This window comes from Paenibacillus sp. A3, from assembly GCF_001399685.1.
In the GTDB taxonomy this organism is placed as follows: domain Bacteria; phylum Bacillota; class Bacilli; order Paenibacillales; family NBRC-103111; genus Paenibacillus_G.
On record NZ_JTHN01000116.1, the window covers coordinates 1 to 21,018 of the forward strand.

General features: G+C 52.2%; 19 protein-coding genes. 14 read left to right on the top strand and 5 right to left on the bottom strand.

The features are described from left to right. Positions 1-5: 5 nt before the first annotated feature. Positions 6-947, bottom strand: coding sequence for an AraC family transcriptional regulator (locus QJ48_RS18045; protein WP_054974944.1), 942 nt, complete (start codon positions 945-947; stop codon positions 6-8). Between the two features lie 224 nt (positions 948-1,171). Between QJ48_RS18045 and QJ48_RS18050 the strand changes: the two genes are divergently transcribed. Next, complete coding sequence (locus tag QJ48_RS18050; RefSeq protein ID WP_054974945.1) at positions 1,172-1,909, top strand: ThuA domain-containing protein; 738 nt, start codon at positions 1,172-1,174, stop codon at positions 1,907-1,909. Positions 1,910-2,263: 354 nt separating this feature from the next. Here QJ48_RS18050 and QJ48_RS18055 read toward each other — a convergent pair whose 3' ends face one another. Then, positions 2,264-2,689, bottom strand: a complete 426-nt coding sequence (locus QJ48_RS18055) for a carboxymuconolactone decarboxylase family protein (RefSeq protein ID WP_054974946.1) — start codon at positions 2,687-2,689, stop codon at positions 2,264-2,266. A 23-nt stretch (positions 2,690-2,712) separates the two neighbouring features. Next, entirely contained in the window at positions 2,713-3,912 is a 1,200-nt protein-coding gene (locus QJ48_RS18060) for an MFS transporter (RefSeq protein ID WP_054974947.1), read from the bottom strand. A gap of 129 nt (positions 3,913-4,041) precedes the next feature. On the opposite strand from QJ48_RS18060, the gene QJ48_RS18065 reads away from it, so the two are divergent. From QJ48_RS18065 to QJ48_RS18090, 6 genes are all read left to right on the top strand, one after another. Further along, complete coding sequence (locus QJ48_RS18065) at positions 4,042-4,920, top strand: helix-turn-helix transcriptional regulator (RefSeq protein WP_054974967.1); 879 nt, start codon at positions 4,042-4,044, stop codon at positions 4,918-4,920. Between the two features lie 207 nt (positions 4,921-5,127). Then, positions 5,128-5,604 (top strand): PH domain-containing protein, encoded by a 477-nt coding sequence (locus QJ48_RS18070; RefSeq protein WP_054974948.1) that lies wholly within the window; start codon positions 5,128-5,130, stop codon positions 5,602-5,604. After that, entirely contained in the window at positions 5,591-7,039 is a 1,449-nt protein-coding gene (locus QJ48_RS18075; protein ID WP_054974949.1) for a PH domain-containing protein, read from the top strand. The genes QJ48_RS18070 and QJ48_RS18075 overlap by 14 nt, the downstream gene beginning before the upstream one ends. A 95-nt stretch (positions 7,040-7,134) precedes the next feature. Beyond that, positions 7,135-7,575 carry an N-acetyltransferase gene (locus QJ48_RS18080; protein ID WP_054974950.1) on the top strand — a complete coding sequence of 147 codons (441 nt, stop codon included), beginning with the start codon at positions 7,135-7,137 and terminating at the stop codon, positions 7,573-7,575. 199 nt (positions 7,576-7,774) lie between these two features. Beyond that, the gene (gap, locus tag QJ48_RS18085) at positions 7,775-8,821 is read left to right on the top strand and encodes a type I glyceraldehyde-3-phosphate dehydrogenase (RefSeq protein WP_054974951.1); all 1,047 of its coding nucleotides are present in this window, start codon (positions 7,775-7,777) and stop codon (positions 8,819-8,821) included. Next, a complete protein-coding gene (locus tag QJ48_RS18090) occupies positions 8,800-9,018 on the top strand; it encodes a GapA-binding peptide SR1P (RefSeq protein ID WP_157261678.1) in 219 nt (72 codons plus the stop codon). Before gap ends, QJ48_RS18090 begins: the two co-directional genes overlap by 22 nt. Before the next feature lie 143 nt (positions 9,019-9,161). On the opposite strand, the gene namA is transcribed toward QJ48_RS18090, so the two are convergent. Both namA and QJ48_RS18100 read right to left on the bottom strand, forming a co-directional pair. Further along, positions 9,162-10,169, bottom strand: a complete 1,008-nt coding sequence (namA, locus tag QJ48_RS18095) for an NADPH dehydrogenase NamA (RefSeq protein ID WP_054974953.1) — start codon at positions 10,167-10,169, stop codon at positions 9,162-9,164. Positions 10,170-10,439: 270 nt separating this feature from the next. Further along, the gene (locus tag QJ48_RS18100) at positions 10,440-10,997 is read right to left on the bottom strand and encodes a hypothetical protein (protein WP_054974954.1); all 558 of its coding nucleotides are present in this window, start codon (positions 10,995-10,997) and stop codon (positions 10,440-10,442) included. Between the two features lie 285 nt (positions 10,998-11,282). Between QJ48_RS18100 and QJ48_RS18105 the strand changes: the two genes are divergently transcribed. The 7 genes from QJ48_RS18105 to QJ48_RS18135 all read left to right on the top strand — a co-directional run bounded on the left by QJ48_RS18105 (position 11,283) and on the right by QJ48_RS18135 (position 21,013). Next, positions 11,283-11,573: a YerC/YecD family TrpR-related protein gene (locus QJ48_RS18105; RefSeq protein WP_010494821.1), complete on the top strand. Its 291-nt coding sequence runs from the start codon at positions 11,283-11,285 to the stop codon at positions 11,571-11,573. A gap of 159 nt (positions 11,574-11,732) precedes the next feature. After that, complete coding sequence (locus QJ48_RS18110; protein ID WP_054974955.1) at positions 11,733-12,524, top strand: sirohydrochlorin chelatase; 792 nt, start codon at positions 11,733-11,735, stop codon at positions 12,522-12,524. A gap of 77 nt (positions 12,525-12,601) precedes the next feature. Then, complete coding sequence (locus QJ48_RS18115) at positions 12,602-13,591, top strand: diacylglycerol kinase (RefSeq protein ID WP_054974956.1); 990 nt, start codon at positions 12,602-12,604, stop codon at positions 13,589-13,591. Further along, on the top strand, positions 13,575-15,098 hold the full coding sequence (rlmD, locus tag QJ48_RS18120) for a 23S rRNA (uracil(1939)-C(5))-methyltransferase RlmD (RefSeq protein WP_193394462.1): 1,524 nt from the start codon (positions 13,575-13,577) through the stop codon (positions 15,096-15,098). Before QJ48_RS18115 ends, rlmD begins: the two co-directional genes overlap by 17 nt. 467 nt (positions 15,099-15,565) lie before the next feature. Then, on the top strand, positions 15,566-17,362 hold the full coding sequence (locus QJ48_RS18125; RefSeq protein WP_237762964.1) for a site-specific DNA-methyltransferase: 1,797 nt from the start codon (positions 15,566-15,568) through the stop codon (positions 17,360-17,362). A gap of 4 nt (positions 17,363-17,366) precedes the next feature. Next, the gene (locus QJ48_RS18130) at positions 17,367-19,967 is read left to right on the top strand and encodes a DEAD/DEAH box helicase (RefSeq protein WP_054974958.1); all 2,601 of its coding nucleotides are present in this window, start codon (positions 17,367-17,369) and stop codon (positions 19,965-19,967) included. Positions 19,968-20,206: 239 nt separating this feature from the next. Next, positions 20,207-21,013: a restriction endonuclease gene (locus QJ48_RS18135; protein ID WP_054974959.1), complete on the top strand. Its 807-nt coding sequence runs from the start codon at positions 20,207-20,209 to the stop codon at positions 21,011-21,013. Positions 21,014-21,018 lie beyond the last annotated feature (5 nt).

Consider the following 21,018-nt stretch of genomic DNA (forward strand, 5'->3'; position numbering starts at 1 on the left):
GCTGCCTACGTCTGCGGTGCGGCTTCGCTCACGCCGACGCCGGCTTCGCCGCGCATCCGCTGCTTGAACTCCTTCGGCGAGCAGTGATTGTGCCGTTTGAACAGCTTGTAGAACTGGGCCATGTTGGGGATGCCGACCTCGAAGCCGACCTCGACGATGCTCAGATCGCGCGTCAGCAGCAGACGTTCGGCTTTTTTTACGCGCTTGTAGTTTACGTAATCGACGAAGGAGAGGCCCATCACCTTCTTGAAATACTTGATAAAATAGTGGTAGCTCAGGTTCAGCAGCCCGCACATGTCCTCCACGGCGATTTTCTCGCTCAGATGCCGGTCGACATAATCGAGCGCCGGGCGGAGCCGGGTCAGCTCGGGTTCCTCCGCGCCGCCGAGCACGCCCGCCGTGTCGCTGCGCATGAGCAGCAGCATCAGCCGCTTGATCGAAGCGCTGATGGCCAGCTCGTAGCCGCGCATCCGGCTTTGGGACTCCCCGAAGATATCCATGATGAGCGTGTACGCTTCCCGCCGCGCTGCGTCATTGTCGCGGAAAATATAATTCAGCTTCCACAGCGGCTGCGTCAGCTCCGAGAAGCAGTGCAGGTAAGGCATTGTGCTCTGGTCGAAATGCTGGGGCAAATCGACCTGAAATACAATATAGCGGAGCCTCCCCGGATCGAGCTTGGCTGTCCGGTGGAGCTGCGAGGACCCGAGCACGATCAGATCGCTGGGACCGATGACGGTATACTCGTGCTTCGTCTGGATGCCGAGCCGCCCCTCGATGATGGCTAGAAATTCCACTTCCTTGTGGTAATGCCACCGGCATTTCTCCGAGAGGCCGTGGTAGGGCGAATCCGAGCAAATTTCCCATATTTTTAAGAACAGCAGCGGGTTCTGGTAAATAACCTCCTCCTCGCTGGCCGTTTCCATTGGCATTTCGACGACGGTTTTCATAAGTGCGCCGGCGCACCTCGCTTCTATGTGTACAATAGGCGGTAAGCCATTTTTGAATAGATCGGTCTATAGCCTCTCTAGGCACATTCCGCAATTCAGTATATCACGAAACGGGAAGCGATGGCAGTTTTGCATACAGACGAAACAGGATTGGGAATATCTTTTTGCAAAGGGATTCACTATACTGTAAGAAAAGCTTCCAATTCCAATGTGGAGGGACTCTCATGAGCCAAAAACTGCGCGTTACCGTATGGAACGAATTCCGTCATGAAAAAGAAAGCGAGATCGTGCGTTCCGTATATCCGAACGGCATTCACACGGCAATCGGCGAAGGGCTGGGCGCGGACTTCGAAGTCGCCTACGCGACGCTGGACGAGCCGGAGCATGGATTGACCGAAGAGAAGCTGAACAACACCGACGTGTTGATCTGGTGGGGGCATAAAGCCCATGGCGACGTTCAGGACGAGATCGTAGAGCGCGTGCATCAGCGCGTCCTGCATGGCATGGGGCTGATCGTGCTGCATTCGGGGCATTTTTCGAAAATTTTCAAGAAGCTTATGGGCACCGGCTGCGACCTCAAATGGCGCGAAGCCGACGAGAAAGAGCGCATCTGGGTCGTCTCCCCGGGCCACCCGATCGTCGAAGGCATCAGCGAATATATTGAGCTGCCGGCGGAGGAAATGTACGGCGAGCATTTTGACATCCCGCAGCCGGACGAGCTGATTATGGTCAGCTGGTTCGAGGGCGGCGAGGTATTCCGCAGCGGCTGCACGTTCCATAGCGGCCAAGGCAAAATCTTCTACTTCCGTCCGGGTCACGAAACGTACCCGACCTATTACAACGAGCAGGTGCGCCGCGTCATCCGCAACGCCGCCCAATGGGCTGCTCCGACGACGCGCGAGTACCCGAAATACGGCAACCACAAGCCGCTCGAAGTGATTAAAGGGAAAGCGAACGCTTAATTCTCCCATCGCATAGCCATAAGAAAGACCGCCGCGAAAGATGCTGGTTTCCAGCCGTCGCAGCGGTCTTTTTGTTGCATCCATATCCTTCCATGTGGTGTGAGGCGAGTCCCTTTTTTTGGACGACGGCAAAAATTTTAGCAGAGGTTCGAACGCAAGTTGTGGCGTTCCTGTCGGTCCTTGCACGTACCCGCCGGTCGTCAATCGTAACTTGTCCTAGTTAACCATTTCTGCCTGCCGCCGCCTCTCACGGCTCGTCCTCATCATCAACCCACGCTCGGCTCACTCATCCTCATTCGCATACGCTTAGCTAATCCTTACCCGCCTTCGTTCAGCTCATCCGCGTCCGCCTCGTTATCCCGCCGTTTGTCCCCCGCTATTACCGCCTTCTTTTGCTCTCCTGCTTTCGAACACCTCCTGAGCGACCGTGAAGATCGCGTTCAGCGCAACCGGGAATCCGGCATAGATGATCATCTGCAGAATCGTTTCCACAATCTCTTCCTCGGTCCAGCCGACGTTAAGCGCTCCGTTAATATAAAACCGCAATTGCTGCGTGTTCCCCAGTGCCGTCAAGCCCGCGACGGAGGCGAGCAAGCGGGACTTCAAATCCAATCCGGGACGCGAAAAGAGCTGTCCGTAATTGAATTCGACGGCGAGCCTTCCCAGATCGGGGGCAGGGGAGTGCTTGAAGCTGTCGACAATAGCCTGATAATTTTCTTTATCGATTTGGGCCAAAATATCCAAGCCCTTTTGGTACGTTTGTTCGTGAGAAGATGACATAATAGAAGCTCCTGTTATTGTTATTATCCGATAGCTTGTTTGCGCCGGCGTCCGGCCAGTCCGCCGAACGATGCGGCAACCATGAGCGATCCTGTAAGGCACACCATGCTCCACTGCCCGTGGCTCCACGCCAGCACCCCGAGATAGGAGCCTGCCGCGCCGCCCAGAAAGGTCGAGACCATGTACAAACCGTTCAACCGGCTGCGCGCTTCGGCAGAAAGCGCGAAGATTCGCGCTTGGCAGGCGACTTGGTTCCCTTGCGTGCCGACGGTGAGCAGGAATGCGCCGAGCAGCAGAACCGGCAGCCGGTTGCCCGAAATCGCAAGAAGCAGGAACGAAGCCGCAACGACGAGCAGACACAGCAGGTTGGCAAACCAGGCGCCTTTGCGGTCAATGATGAGTCCGACGATGGGTGAGGCAAACACACCTCCGAATCCGATCAAGCCTACGAGGCCGACGAATTCGCTTCCCAGAGAGTATACGGGCGATTTCAGCAGGAACGCCAGGGTAGTCCAAAATACGCTGAACGCGCCGAACACCATGCCTTGGCTCAAGCAGGCTTGCCGCAGGACGGGTTCCTTCAAAAACAACGGCCCCAAGGACCGCAAAAGCGCTCCGTACGTCAGATCGGCGGACGGCTTGCTCCTCGGGAACTTCCAGCGCACCCATCCGATGAGCAGCAGCATGCAGGCGAGCGAAATCCAGTACATCGCCCGCCAGCCGAGCTGAGCGTCTACGATTCCGCTGAGCAGCCGGGCGCCGAAAATGCCGCAGATTAGCCCGATAGCCACCTTTCCCAGCACATTGCCGCGATGCCGGACATCGGCCAGCTCCGCGGCCCACGGAAAGACGATCTGCGGGATAACGGTCGTGGCCCCGATCAGCAGATGGGCGGCAATCAGCCAGCTTGTGCTTGGCGCCAGCGCGGCCAACGCCAAGGCGAGGCTGACGAGACCGAGCATCACGAGGATCAGCCGCCGCCGCTCCACCCGGTCACCGAGCGGTACGAGAAAAAGATTGCCAAGCGCGTAGCCGATCTGAACCAGCGTCGCCACCAGTCCGATCTGCACCTCGGTCGTCCGGAACGTATGCGCCATGCTCACCAGCAGCGTCTGGTTGATATACACGTTGGCTACGGTAAAACCGCAAGTCAACGCCATCAGAAGCACCAAACCGCGTGTCAAAAGGGAACTCTGCGCCGCTTCGGCAAAGGAAGCTTTCATCCGAATCACCTCCTTGTCCGGTGGATGGAATTCTTTACAACGTCATGTTATAGGAACTACAATCATCTAAATAGATTCTTGTTTATCCTAGTATTCGGAGTAACGGTTTTGGGAGGAGAAAATCCTGTGATTCGTCAAGATCAGGAGCGGAGAAAGGAACTGGGGGATTTTCTGAAGTCGCGCCGAAGCCGGCTGCTGCCCGCGGATTTCGGATTGCCCACAGGGCCCCGGCGCAAGGCCAAAGGACTACGGCGCGAGGAGTTGGCCCAATTGGCCGGGGTAGGCTTGACGTGGTATACGTGGCTGGAGCAGGGGAGAGACATCCATGTGTCGGCCGAAGTCTTGGAAAGCCTCGCACAGGTGTTTCGTTTGAGCGTGGAGGAGCGGAACCACCTGTTTCTGCTGGCGCATCAGCAGCTGCCGCCGGCGCAAGCCGCCATATCCCATAAAGACAAGGCGCATCCCGTGCTGCAAAATTTCATGGACCATTTTGCCGACTGTCCGGCTTACGTCACCGATCACCGCTGGGACGTCATTGCATGGAATCAAGCGGCGTGCGTGGTGTTCGGCGATTTTAGCCGGATGAACGATAAAGAGCGGAACGCGATCTGGCGCTGCTTTGCTTCGCCCGCGTACCGGGCACTGCTGGCGGATTGGGAAGACCACGCGCAGCGGCTGCTGGCGCAATTTCGCTCGACCTGCAGCCGGTTCGTTGGCGAACCGTGGTTCAAGGCACTGGTGGAGGAGCTGACGGAGCTTAGTCCGGAATTCCGCACATGGTGGCCGAGACACGACATCTTCGGCACGCGGATCGGAAGAAAGGAAATGCGGCACCCCAAGGCGGGTACGCTGATCATGGAGCATATTACATTCCAGCTTTACGACGATCCGGATCTGAAGCTGACGCTGTATCGTCCGCTCTCCGACGAGGAGACCGACCGCAAGCTGGCCGGGCTGCTCCAGGAAGAGGCGGCAAGGGACCGTCCCGGCACGATTGAACCGGTATAACCAACCGGGGGTGGCCGTGGCTGGGGGTGCCCCCGGTGCCATTCACCTAAGCCATCCAACTAAAGCCCGGAACGGCGTTCGTAAGCATGAACCGCGCCGGGCTTTTTGTCTTTTCAGGATGACGTTGGGGTTGGCCGGTTGCAGAGCGGACCCGTTTGTTCGATAATAAAACGATAAAGCTTTTTGCCAGGTATTGGAGTGAATCGAATGATCGAACCGCAGGAACAAATTGACCGCAAAGCCATCGTCGTCTGGAGATGGAGCGGATTCATCGCTTCGGCGGTTTCCGCCCTGCTGGCCGCTGCCGTATTTTATCTCGCGCATCGTTTTCATTGGCCCGGGTGGATTCCCGTTGTGCTTGCGGCAGGCGTGCTGGCGGAAATCGTCCTGACGGTTCTTGTCATGCCCGAGCTGCGCTGGAAACGGTGGCGTTACGAGGTGCGGGAAGACGAGATTATGCTGCAGCAAGGGGTCATGTTCGTCAAGCGGACGCTCATTCCGATGGTGCGCATCCAGCATGTCGATACGAATCAAGGTCCGCTGCTGCGGGCCTACGGGCTGGCGGGCATTACGTTCTCCACGGCGGCGGGCAGCCATCAGATTCCCGCGCTGACCAGCGAGACGGCGGAAGCGCTGCGCGTGCGGATTGCGGAGCTGGCGAAGGTGTCCCATGAAGACCTCTAAGGGAAGGCTCCACCCGTTTGCCGCCATATTAGTCTCGCTGCAGATCGTCAAAGGACTCATCGTGCCGCTGATCGTCATTCTGCTGTCCAAGCATTCGCGTTCCGGGTCGGACGGCCCGCTGTATTTTCAGGTTGGTTGGAGCTTGGTCGCGCTGGTGGGTTCTATCGTATGGGGATTATTGTATTGGCGCTGGTTCCGGTACGAAGTATCGGATGAGCAGCTTAAGGTGACGCAGGGCGTATTCGTGCAAAAAAAGACGTTCATCCCGCTGGAGCGTATCCAGTCCGTCGATGTGACGGAAGGGGTGCTGCACCGCTTGTTCGGGCTGGTCCGCGTCGAGGTGCAGACCGCCGGGGGCCGGAAGCCGGAGGCGGTGTTCCCGGCGCTCGCCCGCGGGGACGCCTCGCGGCTGCGAAGCATGCTGGAGCCGGGGAAAGCGCCCCACCGTCAAGGGCAGCCCGGGGGCGTACCTGCCGGGAACGAGCCTCCCAAGCTCCGGTTGACCTACAAGCTTCCGGCCGGAAGCTTGTTCGTCGCCGCGCTGACCACGGGCGGATTCGGGGTGTCCGTTTCTTTGCTGACGGCGGCCATGAGTAAGCTGGACGAGCTGTTCCCGGACTTTCATGTGTACCGGTATTTGTGGAATGCGCTCGATGCGGCGATGATTCCTTTGTTCGCATTGGGCATTTTGCTGCTGGCGTGGATGATCTCGACGATCGCGTCCATCTTGAAGTTCGCAAACTTTACGATTACCCGAAAAGAAAACAAGCTGCTCCTGACCCGAGGCTTGCTGGAACGCCGGCAAGTGACCGTTCCGCTCCGCCGGATTCAGGCGGTCCGCATCGTGGAGGAGCCGCTGTGGCAGCTCTTCGGCTATTCAGCGATTTATGCGGAAACCGTCGGCTATGGCGCGCAAAAGGGGGAAAACGCGCATTTATTCCCGCTGCTCCGCAATCGCGAGATCGGCGAATTCGTGAAACGGATGACGCCGCAGTTCGAGGTTCCGGCTTCGCTGAAGCATCATGCGCTGCCGCGGCGGGCGTTGTGGTGCTATGCGCTGCCGGCTCCACTCGTACTGGCGCTGGCTTCGGTGGCAGCTGGTTTTATCGCCCCGTGGGCTTATGCCGGGCTGCTGCTGTGCCCGCTCGTCATGATCTGGCAATGGTGGAGGTACCGGAGCGCGGGCTGGAGCCGGGAAGGCCGGATGCTCGTCTTGCGCTTCCGCCGGTTGGCGAAGACGACCGTGGTCATCCCGCTGTCGCGGGTGCAGTCCGTCAGCGTGGAGATCGGGCCGCTTCAGAGCAGGCTCGGCTTGTCTACCTTGCGGATTGCCGTGGCGTCGGGCGGACGAGGTGCCTTTTTCCGCTTGGCGGGCCTGCCGGAGCAGGAAGCGCGGGAGCTGGCGCGCTGGTATATGGACCGGAATAAGCGATAGCCGCGTTAGCCGATAGACTTTTTCCCGGAAATTCGAATGCGTATCGTCGTTATGAGAATGATTCGAAAAATGAACAAGCAGGAGTGAACTGTCGAATGAGCAGCATCAGACCGAGCGGTCCCCAAGATATTGATTGGTTAGTTGAACTGTGGCTGCAAGAATCGTTGACCGCCCATCCTTTTATCGATGCGGAATATTGGCGAGCGAATGCGGAAGAGATGAAGACGAAGTATTTGCCGATGGCGGATACGGTTGTGATCGAGGAAGGCGGACACGTTGCAGGGTTCGTTTCCATGGTGGACGATTACCTGGCCGCCTTATTTATCGACAGCAGGCATCAGAAGAAAGGGCTGGGCAAACAACTGCTCGACCATGTAAAACAAGACCGGACCGCGATCCGGCTGCAGGTGTACCGCGAGAACGAGCGCGCCGTCCGCTTCTATGAGAAGCAAGGCTTCCGCATCGAAGAGGAAATGATCGACGAAGAGACGTCGACGGAAGAGTACCGGATGGTATGGATGAGGAATCATAAATAGATTGATATAATTCGGAAGAAGCTGCCACGGGCGGCTTTTTTTTCTTTTGTCGGCTTGTAGTTGGATTAGGCTTTCCGTGTCGGATTATATGTCGTCACAAAAATGTAATGAAAATATTTATTGTGTACTATTTAATTATATGTTATACATTATATATAGACGTTGCAAAACCAACAGCAAGCTTGGGAGGGGTACCGGAATGACAGGAACAATTGGCGTAAGCGGGATGGGAAGGATCGGCAGATTGCTGGTTCGCCGCGCTTTTGATACGGATGAGAACGGGATGGGCCTGCAAGCAATTAACTCACTATACCCAGCGGGCACGATTGCCCATTTGCTCAAATATGACACCATACATGGAACATGGAAGGCCGATATCCGCGAGGAAGGAAACGATCTGATCATTAACGGTAAGCGCATCCGCATCGTATTCGAGCGCGACCCGGCGGCCATTTCGTGGAAAGACCTTGGCGTGGATCTGGCCATCGACGCGACAGGCAAGTTCAACGACCGGGAAGGCGCTTCGCGGCACCTGACGGCGGGCGCAAGCAAGGTGCTGATTACGGCGCCGGGCAAACGCATGGACTTGACGGTTGTCATGGGCGTCAACGATGATCGTTACAACGCAAAGGAGCACACGCTGCTGTCGGCCGCGTCCTGCACGACGAACTGCGTCGCTCCCGTGCTGCACGTGCTGGATCAGGCGTTTCAAGTGAAAAACGGCTGGATGACCACCGTTCATTCGTACACGAACGACCAGAAGCACATGGACAATCCGCATTCCGATTTGCGCCGCGCGCGCGCGTGCACGCAGTCGATCATTCCGACGAGCACGGGCGTAGGCAAAGCGCTCATCGACGTGCTGCCGCATCTTGCGCCGCACGTGAACGGCATCTCGGTCCGCGTCCCGACGCCGGACGTTTCGCTGGTCGACCTCACCGTACAGGTGAAGCGGCCGGTTCAGCTGGAGGAAGTGCAGGCGGCGTTCCGCCAAGCTGCGGAAGGTCCGATGGCCCGCTATTTGGGCTACAGCAACGAGCCGCTCGTCTCTTCGGATTTTATCGGCTGCGATCAATCGGCGGTCATTGACGGCCAGTCGTTGATGGTCGCTGAGGATCAGATCAAGGTGCTGGCTTGGTACGATAACGAATGGGCGTATGCGAGCCGGGTAATGGATTTGGCGAAAATTGTTTCCGAAACCATGAAAAAGGAGAGCGATGAAGCGTGGAAAGAAGCCGTCGTGTAATGGAGAAGGAAGTGCACCTCGGAACGATTCTGTGCAAGCATTGCCATCAAGTCATCGGTACGCAGGATACGCGAAAAGTTACGGTCTATTACAGCGAATGCAGTCATGAGCACTGCTTGGACGGCCGGGGACGTTCCCTGGGAGCGGACGGGTCCGCTGTCGCCTCGGCCGGACCGCACACCGTCTTCGAAGCTTGACGCGCCTGTTCGATATAAACAGCCAGATCATATAGCAGCATGAGAAAAAAAGCCGGACCGGCCCTGCGACGAGCTTACAGCGTCGCGGGAGCCTGCCGGCTTTTTGCGGTTCGGGTTCATGCTTTGACGCGCTAAGCTAAGGCTTACCAGCCGCGCGTATATTGCTTGGGCGGCGTGAGCTCCGCACGCAGCTGCTTGGCGGCGGTGCGTGCCCAGAACGGATCGCGCAGCAGCTCGCGGCCGAGCAAGATCAGATCGGCGCGGCCGTTCTGCAAAATCTCCTCCGCCTGCTCGGCCTGCGTAATCAAGCCGACGGCTCCGGTCGGCACGTCCGCGCTGCGGCGGATCAGCTCTGCAAACGGAACCTGGTAGCCCGGATATACCTTCGGCGGACCGCCCACGACGGCGCCGGAGCTAACGTCGATCAAGTCGACGCCTTGCGCTTTCATCAAACGGGCGTAATAGACGTAATCTTCCGGCGTGAGGCCTTCCGGATGGTAATCGTGCGCGGAGATGCGGACAAGCAGCGGTCCGTCCCACACGGTCTTGACGCTGTCGATGATCTCGCGCAGGAACCGGTAGCGGCCGTCGCGGTCTCCGCCGTATTCGTCCTCGCGGAGGTTCGTCAGCGGCGACAGGAACTCGTTGATCAGGTAGCCGTGCGCGGCATGGATCTCGACGACGTCGAAGTCCGCTTCCTTCGCCCGCACCGCGGCCGCCTTGAACGCTTCGACGGTCTCGGCGATCTGCTGGGCGGTCATCGCTTCCGGCGTTTTCGACTTGTCGTCGAACGGAATCGCCGACGGTGCCAGAATCGGCCCGTCCAGCACGGCCTTGCGCCCGGCATGGGCCAGCTGAATGCCGATATGGGAGCCTTGTCCGTGCACGAGCCCGGTCAGCTCGCGCAGGCCCGGCACCTGATCGTCGCTCCAAATGCCAAGGTCGTAAGGCGAGATGCGCCCTTGAGGCGTGACGGCCGACGCTTCCACGATGATGAGTCCGACTTGGCCGACAGCGCGGGCCGGGTAATGGATTTTGTGCCAATCCGTGACGCGGCCCGTTTCGTCGAAGCAGGAGTACATACACATCGGCGACATGACAATCCGGTTTTTGAGCGTCAGCTTTTGCAGCGGGTAAGAAGTGAACAGCATGCTTTTTCCACATCCTTTGCAATTTTTATCTATACTATGGTTAGCTAGTTACGTGATGTATACTACTTATCTTAGTTTAGCAATAATTCGGCCGGATGGCAAAAGGTTGTGCGAAAGCTTCGAGAAGTATGCGGGGGGGCTGCAAAGCTTGTGCATAGCGCAGGCACAAGCAGCAAAACCGGCTGCGCCCGAACCGTATTCAAACGGCGAGCACAGCCGGTTTAGATTGTTTTCAAGCCTAGCGGCCAGAATGGTAATGCGGCCGGGCGGCTATTTGCGCGACCGTCTGCGGCCTTGCGTCGGTCCCCGGCGCCTGCGTCGTCTCCTGCCGGTGGAGGATCGGTTGCCCCCGCTCTTGGAGGCGGCCGTATCTTTTTTGCCGAAGGAATTGAACAGGACCTTCAGCATCGGGGCGAATTGCTGAACGCTCTGCACCATTTTTTGCATCTTGTTGAAGGTCTCGACAATGCCTTCCACACCGCCGAGCTTGTCGATGACGTTCTTGACCTGTTCGACGTTAAAGCCTCCGCCGCCTCCTCCCGCCGTGCCCGTTGCGCCGCCGCCTCCTCCGAACAGCGAGGAGAGAAAACCGCCGCCCTCCTGTTCGGCCGCCGGCTGCAAAGCCAGCGGGTTACCGCCGCTGAATTCATCGAAATTCCCGTACGGATTGCCTGCACCCATACCTGCAGCTGGCGTTAGACTGCGCGTAAATACTTGCTGCTGGCCTGGAGCATACACCTGGGGCGAGGCATGCGGATACGCGTACGTGACGGCACGCGGATAGGGCGTCATGCCTCGGTTGCCAATCATTTGTCTTGGATAGCTCATCGTTTCACAACCCTTTTATTCATAGTAATGTCGCAAAGTTCACCTTGTCGCACTTTCCTCTATAGGCGGTTTCCTAGTATACTGTATGTGGTGGGCGAATGGTTGGATTGGACTCCTGTCACGGTTTTTATGATTTTTGCCCAGTTTCGGTTTAGTTCGTCACCGCATAAAAATAGCAACGTTTTGCTAACTTAAAGGGAGGATTTCACTCCCAGATGTCGAAATAGGTTATGGACTTTGGAATTCATCGATCTTAGCAGACCATCAAGGGGTTGAAAATTCGTAATGCAGCTGAAAAAGTTGAATGATAAAGCGATCGACCAGTTATTCGAGGCGATCCTGACACTCAAGGATATAGAGGAATGCTATGTGTTTTTTGACGACTTGTGCACGGTGAACGAAATCCAGTCGCTGTCGCAGCGGCTTGAGGTTGCCCGCATGCTGCGCAAGGGCAATACCTACAACCAGATTGAAGCGGAGACCGGCGCCAGCACGGCTACGATCTCGCGTGTCAAGCGCTGCTTGAACTACGGCAACGACGGCTACAAAATGACGCTGGAGCGGCTGGGAAGGTAAAACGAACGTTACCTCTTACCGCGTCCGGACTCGATTACAACGGAGCACTCGAACAAATCCTTCTCGCCGGGCCGGTGGAGTGGGATTTTTCGTGTTCGTGCGGCTGGCTGGAAGACAGCGCTGCGGAATGCGATCTTTTTCACCCGGGAGGGATACGGTGTGGTAAAATACGGTATATTAGTGATAAGTCACGGGTCCCGGAGCGAGTCGTGGGTCCGCTTGGTGGACGAAGCGGTCGGCGCGGTGCAGGTCCCTGCAGAAATACCGGTCTTTTCCTCCTTTCTGGAAATTGTGGAAGGACGCCTGATCCAGGACGGCATCACGCACCTGGAGTCGCTCGGCGTTACGAATATCGTCGTCGTTCCGCTCTTCGTCTCGTCCGGCAGCACACATATCGACGAGATCGCTTATGCGCTGGGCGCCAAGAAAGCGCCGCAGCTGCCGACGGACATGAAGCCGTTCGCTATTCGGGCACGCATTCACTTGACGACGCCGATCGACGACGATCCGGTGATCGCCGAGATCGTCTATGCGAAAATCAAAGCGCTGTCAACGGACCCGGGACGCGAAACGGTGCTGCTCGTCGGCCACGGAAGCATCGAGAACGGCTTCCATCAGCGATGGAGGCGAGGACTGGAGCGGCTGGCGGAGCGCTTGAAGCGGCTTGGCGGTTTCGACGAAGCGGCTTCGGCGATGCTGCTGCCCAACCAGATTCCGGAGCGGATGAAGCTATGGCGGATTCGCAAGCCAGGGCATACGGTCATTGTGGCACCGCTGTTCCTGAGCGAGGGGTATTTTACCGAAGTGGTTATCCCGGAGCGTTTGCAGGGTTATTCGTATCGGTACAACGGAGAGGCGCTGCTGCCGCATCCCGGCATTTCCCGGTGGATCGAGCGGCAGATCAAGCCTTTTGTCGATAAGATGCAGGACGAAACGTGTACACAGCTTTAGCAGTTTTTTTGCGGTCAAACGACCCATGGTCAAAAATGCTTTCATACGATTTCTTATGTGAACGGGTGAGAGAGAGAATGGCACAGCCAGTCAAACGGGCAAGGCTCATATATAATCCGACCTCCGGCCGGGAAGAAATGAAGAAGCGGCTGCCGGAAATATTGCAGCGGCTGGAACGCGGCGGGCTGGAGACGAGCACGCATGCGACGATTGGGGAAGGCGACGCGACGCTCGCGGCGGCGGAGGCGGTGGAACGGGGATTCGACATCGTCATCGCGGCGGGAGGCGACGGCACGCTATACGAGGTGATCAACGGCCTGGCGGAGAAGCCGAACCGGCCGCCGCTTGGGATATTGCCGCTCGGGACGACGAACGATTTCGCCCGGGCGCTGAACATTCCGCGGAACTGGGAAGGCGCGGTGGACGTCATTCTGCGCCAGCACGCGCGGGTGATCGACGTCGGGAAGGTGAACCAGCGCTACTTCATCAACATCGCCGGCGGCGGATCGCTGACCGAGCTCACCTATGAGGTGCCGAGCAAGCTCAAGACGATGATCGGCCAGATGGCCTACTATATGAAAGGGCTGGAGAAGCTGCCGCGGTTGCGCCCGATCGAGCTGTATATCAAGACGGCAGAGGTGGAGATGCACGAGGAAGTGATGCTCTTCCTCATCTCGAACAGCAACTCCGTCGGCGGCTTCGAGCGTCTGGCGCCGGACGCGTCGCTCAGCGACGGTCTGTTCGACGTGCTGATCCTGCGCAAATGCAACCTTGCGGAGTTTATCCGCGTCGTCTCGCTGGCGCTGCGCGGCGAGCATTTGTCCGACCCGAACCTGATCTACCTGCAAACGAAGCAAATTCAAGTGACGTCCCCCGATTACGTGCAGGTGAACCTGGACGGGGAGCTGGGCGGCACGCTGCCGTGTATTTTTACGAACCTGCCGCAGCATCTGCACATCTTCATCGACGAGACGGGCCAGTCGACGTACAAATCGCCTCCGATCAACCTGATGAAGCTGCCATGGAAAACGAGACCCGGAGTGGACGAACATGAACAGGAAGAATAAACGACGCCCGGGCGGGCCCGCTGCCGATCTCAGCGGCCTGCCCGTCGCGAAGAACGAAGAATATATCGCCGACATTGTCGGCTTAGGACATGACGGAGAAGGGGTAGGCCGTGTGAACGGCTTTACCCTTTTTATTCAGGGCGCCCTGCCCGGCGAGAAAGTACGGGCGAAGGTGCTCAAGGTGAAGAAGCAGTACGGCTACGCCAAGCTGCTGGAGATTATTGAAGCGAGCCCCGACCGCATCGACGCGCCCTGTCCGATCTACAAGCAGTGCGGCGGCTGCCAGCTCCAGCACCTGAGCTACGACGCCCAGCTCCGCTGGAAGCGCCAGCTTGTCGTCGACAATCTGGAGCGGATCGGGAAGCTGCGAGTGGCCGGAGCCAAGGCGGAGAGCGGCGTAGCCGAGATACGCGTAGGTGCGGAGGCTAATGCAGGCGTGGGAGCTGTGAGTGGCGACGCGAGGGATGCGGGCATCGTCGTGCATCCGACGCTCGGCATGAGCGATCCGTGGCGGTATCGCAACAAGGCGCAGGTGCCGATCGGTCTCGCCGCGGGCGAAGAAGGCGGTCTGATCGGCGGCTTCTACGCGCAGGGCAGCCACCGGATTATCGACATGGAGGCGTGCCTGATCCAGCACGAGAACAACGACGCCGTCGTTGCCGCGGTCAAGCGAATCGCCGGCGAGCTCGGCATCCGCCCGTACAACGAGGAGACGGGCAAGGGGCTGCTGCGCCACGTCATCGCACGCTATGGCTTCAACACGGGCGAGATTATGGTCGTGCTCGTGACGAATGGCCGCGACATTCCGCGTAGGGACGAGCTGGTCGGGCTGATCCGCGAGGCGATCCCGGACGTGCAGAGCATCTGCCAGAACGTCAACCGGCAGCAGACGAACGTGATCTTCGGCGACGAGACGCGGGTGCTCTGGGGCAGCGAGGTCATCTACGATACGATCGGCGATATCCGCTTCGCGATCTCGGCGCGCTCGTTCTACCAGGTCAATCCGGTTCAGACGGAGGTGCTGTACGGGAAGGCGCTGGACTACGCCGGTCTGAGCGGCGAAGAGACCGTGATTGATGCCTACTGCGGCATCGGCACGATCTCGCTCTTCCTCGCGCAGAAGGCCCGCGAGGTGTACGGCGTCGAGATCGTCCCCGAGGCGATCGAGGACGCGAAGCGCAACGCGCTGGTCAACGACATCCGCAACGTGCGCTTCGAGGTCGGCGGTGCGGAGGTCGTCATCCCTGAATGGAAGCGGCAGGGCATCGCGCCTGACGTGATCGTCGTCGACCCGCCGCGCAAAGGCTGCGACGCCGCGCTGCTGGAGACGATCCTCGCGATGAGGCCGGAGCGCGTGGTGTACGTCTCGTGCAACCCGTCGACGCTGGCGCGCGACCTGCGCGTGCTGGAGGATGGCGGGTACCACACGGTGGAGGTGCAGCCGGTGGATATGTTTCCGCATACGGTGCATGTGGAGAGTGTGGCTTTGTTGGTGAGGGATTTTTAGCCACACAATAAAGTTCTGATATTGCGAATAGAATCCTTGATAAAGTTGAAAAAACATGTGATAAGTGAGTGAAAGAGGGAGAAAGAGTAGATCATTTGATTTCAATTCCTTGCCTGTTTCATCCAAAGCATTCAGATAATAAAAGATGTGATAGACGGCGTATCCGACGTCGTCTCTTTATGTTTGTATTTTGCGAATTTATGAGATAAAAGTGTGTGGCTTATTTTTGTTAGTAGCATCTTTGTTCGCTGCATAATATTCATAGTTTTAGCAATTTTGCATGTTCCAGACTTCGGAGATAACTTTAGCTCAATACCATTGTTATTTATAGAAGAAAACTAATTTCATAATAGACAAATCGCTATTCAGGTTGCGGCGTGGTTATTGTTTTTTAATTGTTATTAAGATGGACAAATAGAAAGATAGTAACGTACACTTGAAAAAAAGGAAATGGAGTGTTTAATTTGGTGATTGATCGGTATAGCCACCTTAGTAAAGACCAACTAATCGATTTATTAATTAAAAGAGATGCGAATAGAAAACTGGGACTAGTATGGGAACGGGACGAAATTGAACATGAAAAAGCTCTTAATACCGATTTTGTATTGTTGGAACATGACGAAAAATTATCTATAGGTACAACCCCCTTTGAGAATTTTGTAATTGAAGGTGATAATTTCGACGCACTTCGTTACCTTACTACTGCATATAAGAACAGTATAAAATGTATTTACATAGATCCTCCGTATAATACAGGGAATAAGGATTTTATATACAACGATCGATTTATTGATCAGAATGATTCATATCGTCACTCTACTTGGTTGGAGTACATATATCGTCGATTGCTTCTTGCTAAGGATGTATTGACAAGTGATGGCGTCATTTTTGTATCAATAAATGACGAGAATAGATCTAAATTAGAACTATTAATGGATCAAGTATTTCCGGGTATGCGTGTAGGGACGTTGGTCTGGAAGAAGCGACGTTCGAGTAACGCAGCAGGTCTAAAACATTTTTTTTCATGTGATCACGAACACGTATTGGTCTATGCGGGAGATTCGTTCAGATTTAAGGGGAGTGATAAAGACTGGGGGAAATATAATAATTGGGATGAGATTGAGCAAGACTGGTGGACTTCTACTCAGTTAACATTAGGTTTTAACCGAAAGCAACGCAAAAATCTCTTTTATCCTCTTTATAATCCTAAGACAAATATTTGGTATCCTTGTGATCCAAATAGAGTGTGGGCTCGTGCGACTAAAGAACGATTGGGAGATAGAGAAGTTAGAACAGAAACAATGGAAGAACTTATTGAGCGAAATGGTGTGCATTTTCCAGATGAACCGACACCTATTATCTATAATTCAACAGAAGAAATAGAATTTGCTATTAAAAAAGGGACTGCCCCGCCACATTTAGCAGAACAAGAAGATCTTGAATTCTGGGTTAATAAAAAAATTGGATTTGGGAAGCCGAGATTTAAAACTTATAAAAAGAAAGTACGTAACACAGCCCAGCCATTATCTAGTTGGATACTTGAAAACGGTAGACTAACAGAAGAAAATTTAGGTGCAATAAGTTCAGGTCTAACAAGTGAGGGAACGAAGGCACTTAGAGATGTTGGATTAACTTTTCCATATCCAAAACCACCATCATTAATTCGAAATCTTATTGAACAGGCAACCGGACCTAATGATATAATACTTGATTTTTTTGCTGGTTCAGGTACAACGGGGCAGGCGGTTTTAGAATTAAATAATAGTGAAGAAGGATCAAACAGGAGATTTATTCTAGTTTCAAGCACAGAGGCATCGCAAAAAGAACCAAACAAAAATGTTTGCAGAGACGTAACAGCCCCGCGCTTGGCGGCTGTTATCAATGGATTTAACGGTCAGAAAGGGATAGGTGGCAACTTCGCATATATGCGAGTTAATCGAATACCCCAAGAAACAATAACATTTGATATTCGCCATGACCAAATATGGTTGGCTTTGCAAAATATACATTCAAGGTCTGTTTACCCATTTAATGAAGCGTTATCATTTCAAACAGCCTTAGGTAAGTCAAATGAGCCTGATTATTTCTATCTACCTAAAGTTGATCAAGAAATTATGGACGAATTGCAAGATAGAATAGAAAACTTGCAAAAACCAGTAATTATTTATTCCTGGCAACCGGGAATAATCCGACAACGATTTGACTTTAGTCATTTACAGATAGAAAAAATTCCTGATTTTCTAATTAGTAGGTTGGGGAGGTAGTAGTATGGATAATAAAACAGCTACTGTTTTAAAACAGTTTCAAAAAGATGCAGTAAATAACGGAACAGCAGTATTTAAAACTTGTTTAAATGAATTATCGAAGTTAAGTAAAGTATCAAAATCTTACAATGAAAACAAGAGAGTTATTGTATCAGACGTCGGTGCCTTATTATTTGAAGCCCCTACTGGATCTGGAAAAACTTTAATGGCAGGTCATGTAGGGGAAAATATTAGTCAATTATATACTACAACAAATATACTCACAAATGAAAGAATACCGAAAGTTATTTGGTTTTGGATTGCACCGTTCACTGGATTAATAGATCAAGCAATTCGAACAATAAAAAAAGAGTTTATTACTTTAAGGGCGAAGAACCCTTCTATTGATCGCGACCCTACTGACTTAAAGTCAGGGGATGTTTTTGTTACTACATGGGCAAGTGTGGCGGTTTCAAACGAAGCAAGTCGTAAAGTTAGACAAGGTACGGAGGAGATGCCCTCTATCGATAGTTTGGTAAATAATGCAAGAGCCCAAGGGTTTGTTATAGGAGTAATAATCGATGAGGCTCATCATACTTTTAGAGGCCAAACACAAGCATTTGCATTTTATAAGAATGTGTTATCACCTGAACTAACTATCCTTATTACAGCAACGCCCCGGGATAAGAACATAGATCACTTCACAAAAGTTAATGGAATAACCAATCTTCGTCGTATAACAGTGTCCCGGCACCAGGCAATAGAAGATCATCTAATCAAAGAGGGGGTGAAAGTAGCTGTATTTAAAGCTCCAACAGATGTCCAAAGTCTCATTGATTTTAAGAGGACTGCTCTAAAACAAGGTGTTGCTACTCATAATAAGATAAAAAAGACATTATTGGACGCAGGACAAACATTGGTACCCTTACTACTCGTACAAGTAGATTCGGACCCAGGATCTGTAGACCAAACTGTTCAATGGCTAAAAGAAATGGGATTCCGAACAGAAGGAAAGAGCAGTCTAATTCGTATTCATACAGCTGATGAGCCTGATCCTTATTTATCTACAATCGCAGCAGATGAATCAGTAGAAGTGCTTATCTTCAAAATGGCAGTAGCTACTGGATTCGATGCACCTCGGGCATTTACCCTTGTATCGTTCCGTTCCAACCGAGATGATGATTTTGGAGTTCAGATCGTAGGTCGCATTTTGAGGGTGGATAGGCGGCTACAACATGTTCAAGGTTTACCTAAAGAACTTAATTACGGTTACGTATTTCTCTCCAACAATTCCAATCAAACCGGGCTAACAAGCGCAGCCCAACGAATTAATCAGGTAAAAACAGAGTTGGCCTCTGTTACAACTAATGTGAAAGTAGTTCCTATTGATATTCCAGAAATGGAAATTACACAAAGAGGAGCAGAATCGTTTTTATCATATGATGGTGGAAACGAAAAAAATACAGTTGGTGATGCCAACAAAAAAGTTGAACTTGATCAAACTAAGGCTAATGAACTAGAAAAAAATAACAACGTGTTCAAGAATGAGAACAGTCCTATAGTAACTGCCAAAAATATTTATCATGTGGATTTATTTAAAGAATGGGGGCTTATAAATGAATCTGCAACTAAATACAGTGATTCTGAATTAAACTCGCAATCTTCGAAGTGGTCTGGATATTTTTATTATCTAAATAAAGATTTGGGTGCTCCAAGACGTTTTCGACGTGCTAGGCTTTCATTGAATAACGTTGATATTGTTCAACACATTGTAGGACGATTTAGGTTTGATGATGACTCTTTACTTGCTGCACAACAAAGTGCCGCGAAAATAATAATGGAAGAAATAGAAATATTCGGAAATACGAAGGAGCGTCCTGAAGAAGTCCGAGCTGAACTAGCTCAAAAAGAAGTTGATGCTAAAGCTCAACTGACCCTTCTATCGGTTGATGATTTGGACGTAATTAATATCCGTGAACTACACGAGGCACTTCAAAATCAATTTAGGATAGAAATTGAACGGAAAGGGATTGACCATCTATTTGATACAGAAGATAAAGTGCGTTCAGGGTTTCACAAGATATTAGCACTTCGCCCACTACAACTAAAAAGGGCAGTTTCGGAAGCAGTAGCACAATTTACTGAAAGTATAGAATGTGAACCGTTGCCTGATTATATTAATACTTTTGAACCTTTAGATCCTTCTCGCTTAAATCTTTATGGTGTTTTTCCGGAAGATTTAAATACATGGGAGCGCCCTTTTGCTGAATACCTAGATAATGATTTATCGGGTATTGTTAAATGGTGGCATCGCAACCCTCCTAGAAAAGGATTCTCGGTAACAATGCCTCTTCCCGGACAACCAGATTTCTATCCTGACTTCATAGTAGGAATAAATGGTCGTACCAGAGGCAACGGTATTTTATTAATTGAAACAAAGAGAGTGATAAACGATCAGGAACGTAATGCATTAGTAAAAACGCAAGCTGTTCATCCCGACTATGAAAAAGTTATGATGGTTTATTGGGAAGAAAAACGAGAGTGGCAAATAGTTGAATATGATCCGAAAACCGATAAAAACTTTATCGATCGAGTTTTACGGCCTGAGTACTTTGCTAGTTATTAATCTTTTAGCAATAAATGTTGTATAGAAAAGGGAAGATTGTTCTATCTAATTAGGACAATCTTCCCTTTTCTACAAATTAATTTGGAAGGGAAATACTAGAATGTTGTCGAATACCTTCAAGAACAGTATTTTCTAAAATCAACAATGGTTTGAGAAATTTTTCTAGAGAATAAATTGCAAAACATGTTCGTCATGCCGAACTTTTTGATTGAAAATTAAATGTTAAGGTGTGAGTATTCATGACAATGCCAAGTCAGACCGAAATCGAGATTCCTCTTTTAAGAGTTTTGGAAAGCTTAGGTGGTAAAGGCAAGCCCAAGGAAATATATCAACGTGTAACTACTCTTTTTCCCGAACTGACCCCAGATGAACTAGAGGAAAAGATAGAATCTGGTGGTAATAAATGGACTAATAGAATTCAATGGGTAAGAATGAAGTTAATAACTAAAGGCGATGTATATAGTCCGAAGCGTGGGGTTTGGGCTATAACTGAGCAGGGGAGAAACAGGATAAGTAACTCCAACGTCTCTTGGGCCGTATCCTCAGCACCATCGACAAATCTTGTTGAGTTATATGATTCTTATGAAGAAGAGTTTAAGTCGCAGCTGCTTGAGAAACTTTATGAGATCACTCCAAGACAGTTTGAGGAGTTTGCAAAAAAACTCTTGCATGCCTATGGTTTTATTAATTTATTTTTAACTAAAATCAGCAAAGATGGTGGTATAGATGGCTACGGAAGATTGAAAATCGGACTTGCTTCTATGAACGTTGCTTTTCAATGTAAACGATGGCAGGGTAAAGTAGGTCGCAAAGAAATACAACAATTTAGAGGAGCTATTCAAGGTAAATATGAACAAGGCATTTTTTTCACAACTTCTGATTTTACTGAAGATGCAAAGAATGAATCATTCCAAAAAGGCGCGGTTCCTATCATTTTACTTAACGGGGAAAGCATTGTTCAAATGATGATTGAAAAGGGATTGGGTGTTATGAGAAAACCATTATACCTATTCTATGAAAAGTTTGATGAGTTTATGGATAACTAGTAATA

Coding starts and splice junctions, on each gene's coding strand:
- QJ48_RS18045 (WP_054974944.1), bottom strand. CDS start 947: ATGAAAACCGTCGTCGAAATGCCAATGGAAACGGCCAGCGAGGAGGAG.
- QJ48_RS18050 (WP_054974945.1), top strand. CDS start 1,172: ATGAGCCAAAAACTGCGCGTTACCGTATGGAACGAATTCCGTCATGAA.
- QJ48_RS18055 (WP_054974946.1), bottom strand. CDS start 2,689: ATGTCATCTTCTCACGAACAAACGTACCAAAAGGGCTTGGATATTTTG.
- QJ48_RS18060 (WP_054974947.1), bottom strand. CDS start 3,912: ATGAAAGCTTCCTTTGCCGAAGCGGCGCAGAGTTCCCTTTTGACACGC.
- QJ48_RS18070 (WP_054974948.1), top strand. CDS start 5,128: ATGATCGAACCGCAGGAACAAATTGACCGCAAAGCCATCGTCGTCTGG.
- QJ48_RS18075 (WP_054974949.1), top strand. CDS start 5,591: ATGAAGACCTCTAAGGGAAGGCTCCACCCGTTTGCCGCCATATTAGTC.
- QJ48_RS18080 (WP_054974950.1), top strand. CDS start 7,135: ATGAGCAGCATCAGACCGAGCGGTCCCCAAGATATTGATTGGTTAGTT.
- gap (WP_054974951.1), top strand. CDS start 7,775: ATGACAGGAACAATTGGCGTAAGCGGGATGGGAAGGATCGGCAGATTG.
- namA (WP_054974953.1), bottom strand. CDS start 10,169: ATGCTGTTCACTTCTTACCCGCTGCAAAAGCTGACGCTCAAAAACCGG.
- QJ48_RS18100 (WP_054974954.1), bottom strand. CDS start 10,997: ATGAGCTATCCAAGACAAATGATTGGCAACCGAGGCATGACGCCCTAT.
- QJ48_RS18105 (WP_010494821.1), top strand. CDS start 11,283: ATGCAGCTGAAAAAGTTGAATGATAAAGCGATCGACCAGTTATTCGAG.
- QJ48_RS18115 (WP_054974956.1), top strand. CDS start 12,602: ATGGCACAGCCAGTCAAACGGGCAAGGCTCATATATAATCCGACCTCC.
- rlmD (WP_193394462.1), top strand. CDS start 13,575: ATGAACAGGAAGAATAAACGACGCCCGGGCGGGCCCGCTGCCGATCTC.
- QJ48_RS18130 (WP_054974958.1), top strand. CDS start 17,367: ATGGATAATAAAACAGCTACTGTTTTAAAACAGTTTCAAAAAGATGCA.
- QJ48_RS18135 (WP_054974959.1), top strand. CDS start 20,207: ATGACAATGCCAAGTCAGACCGAAATCGAGATTCCTCTTTTAAGAGTT.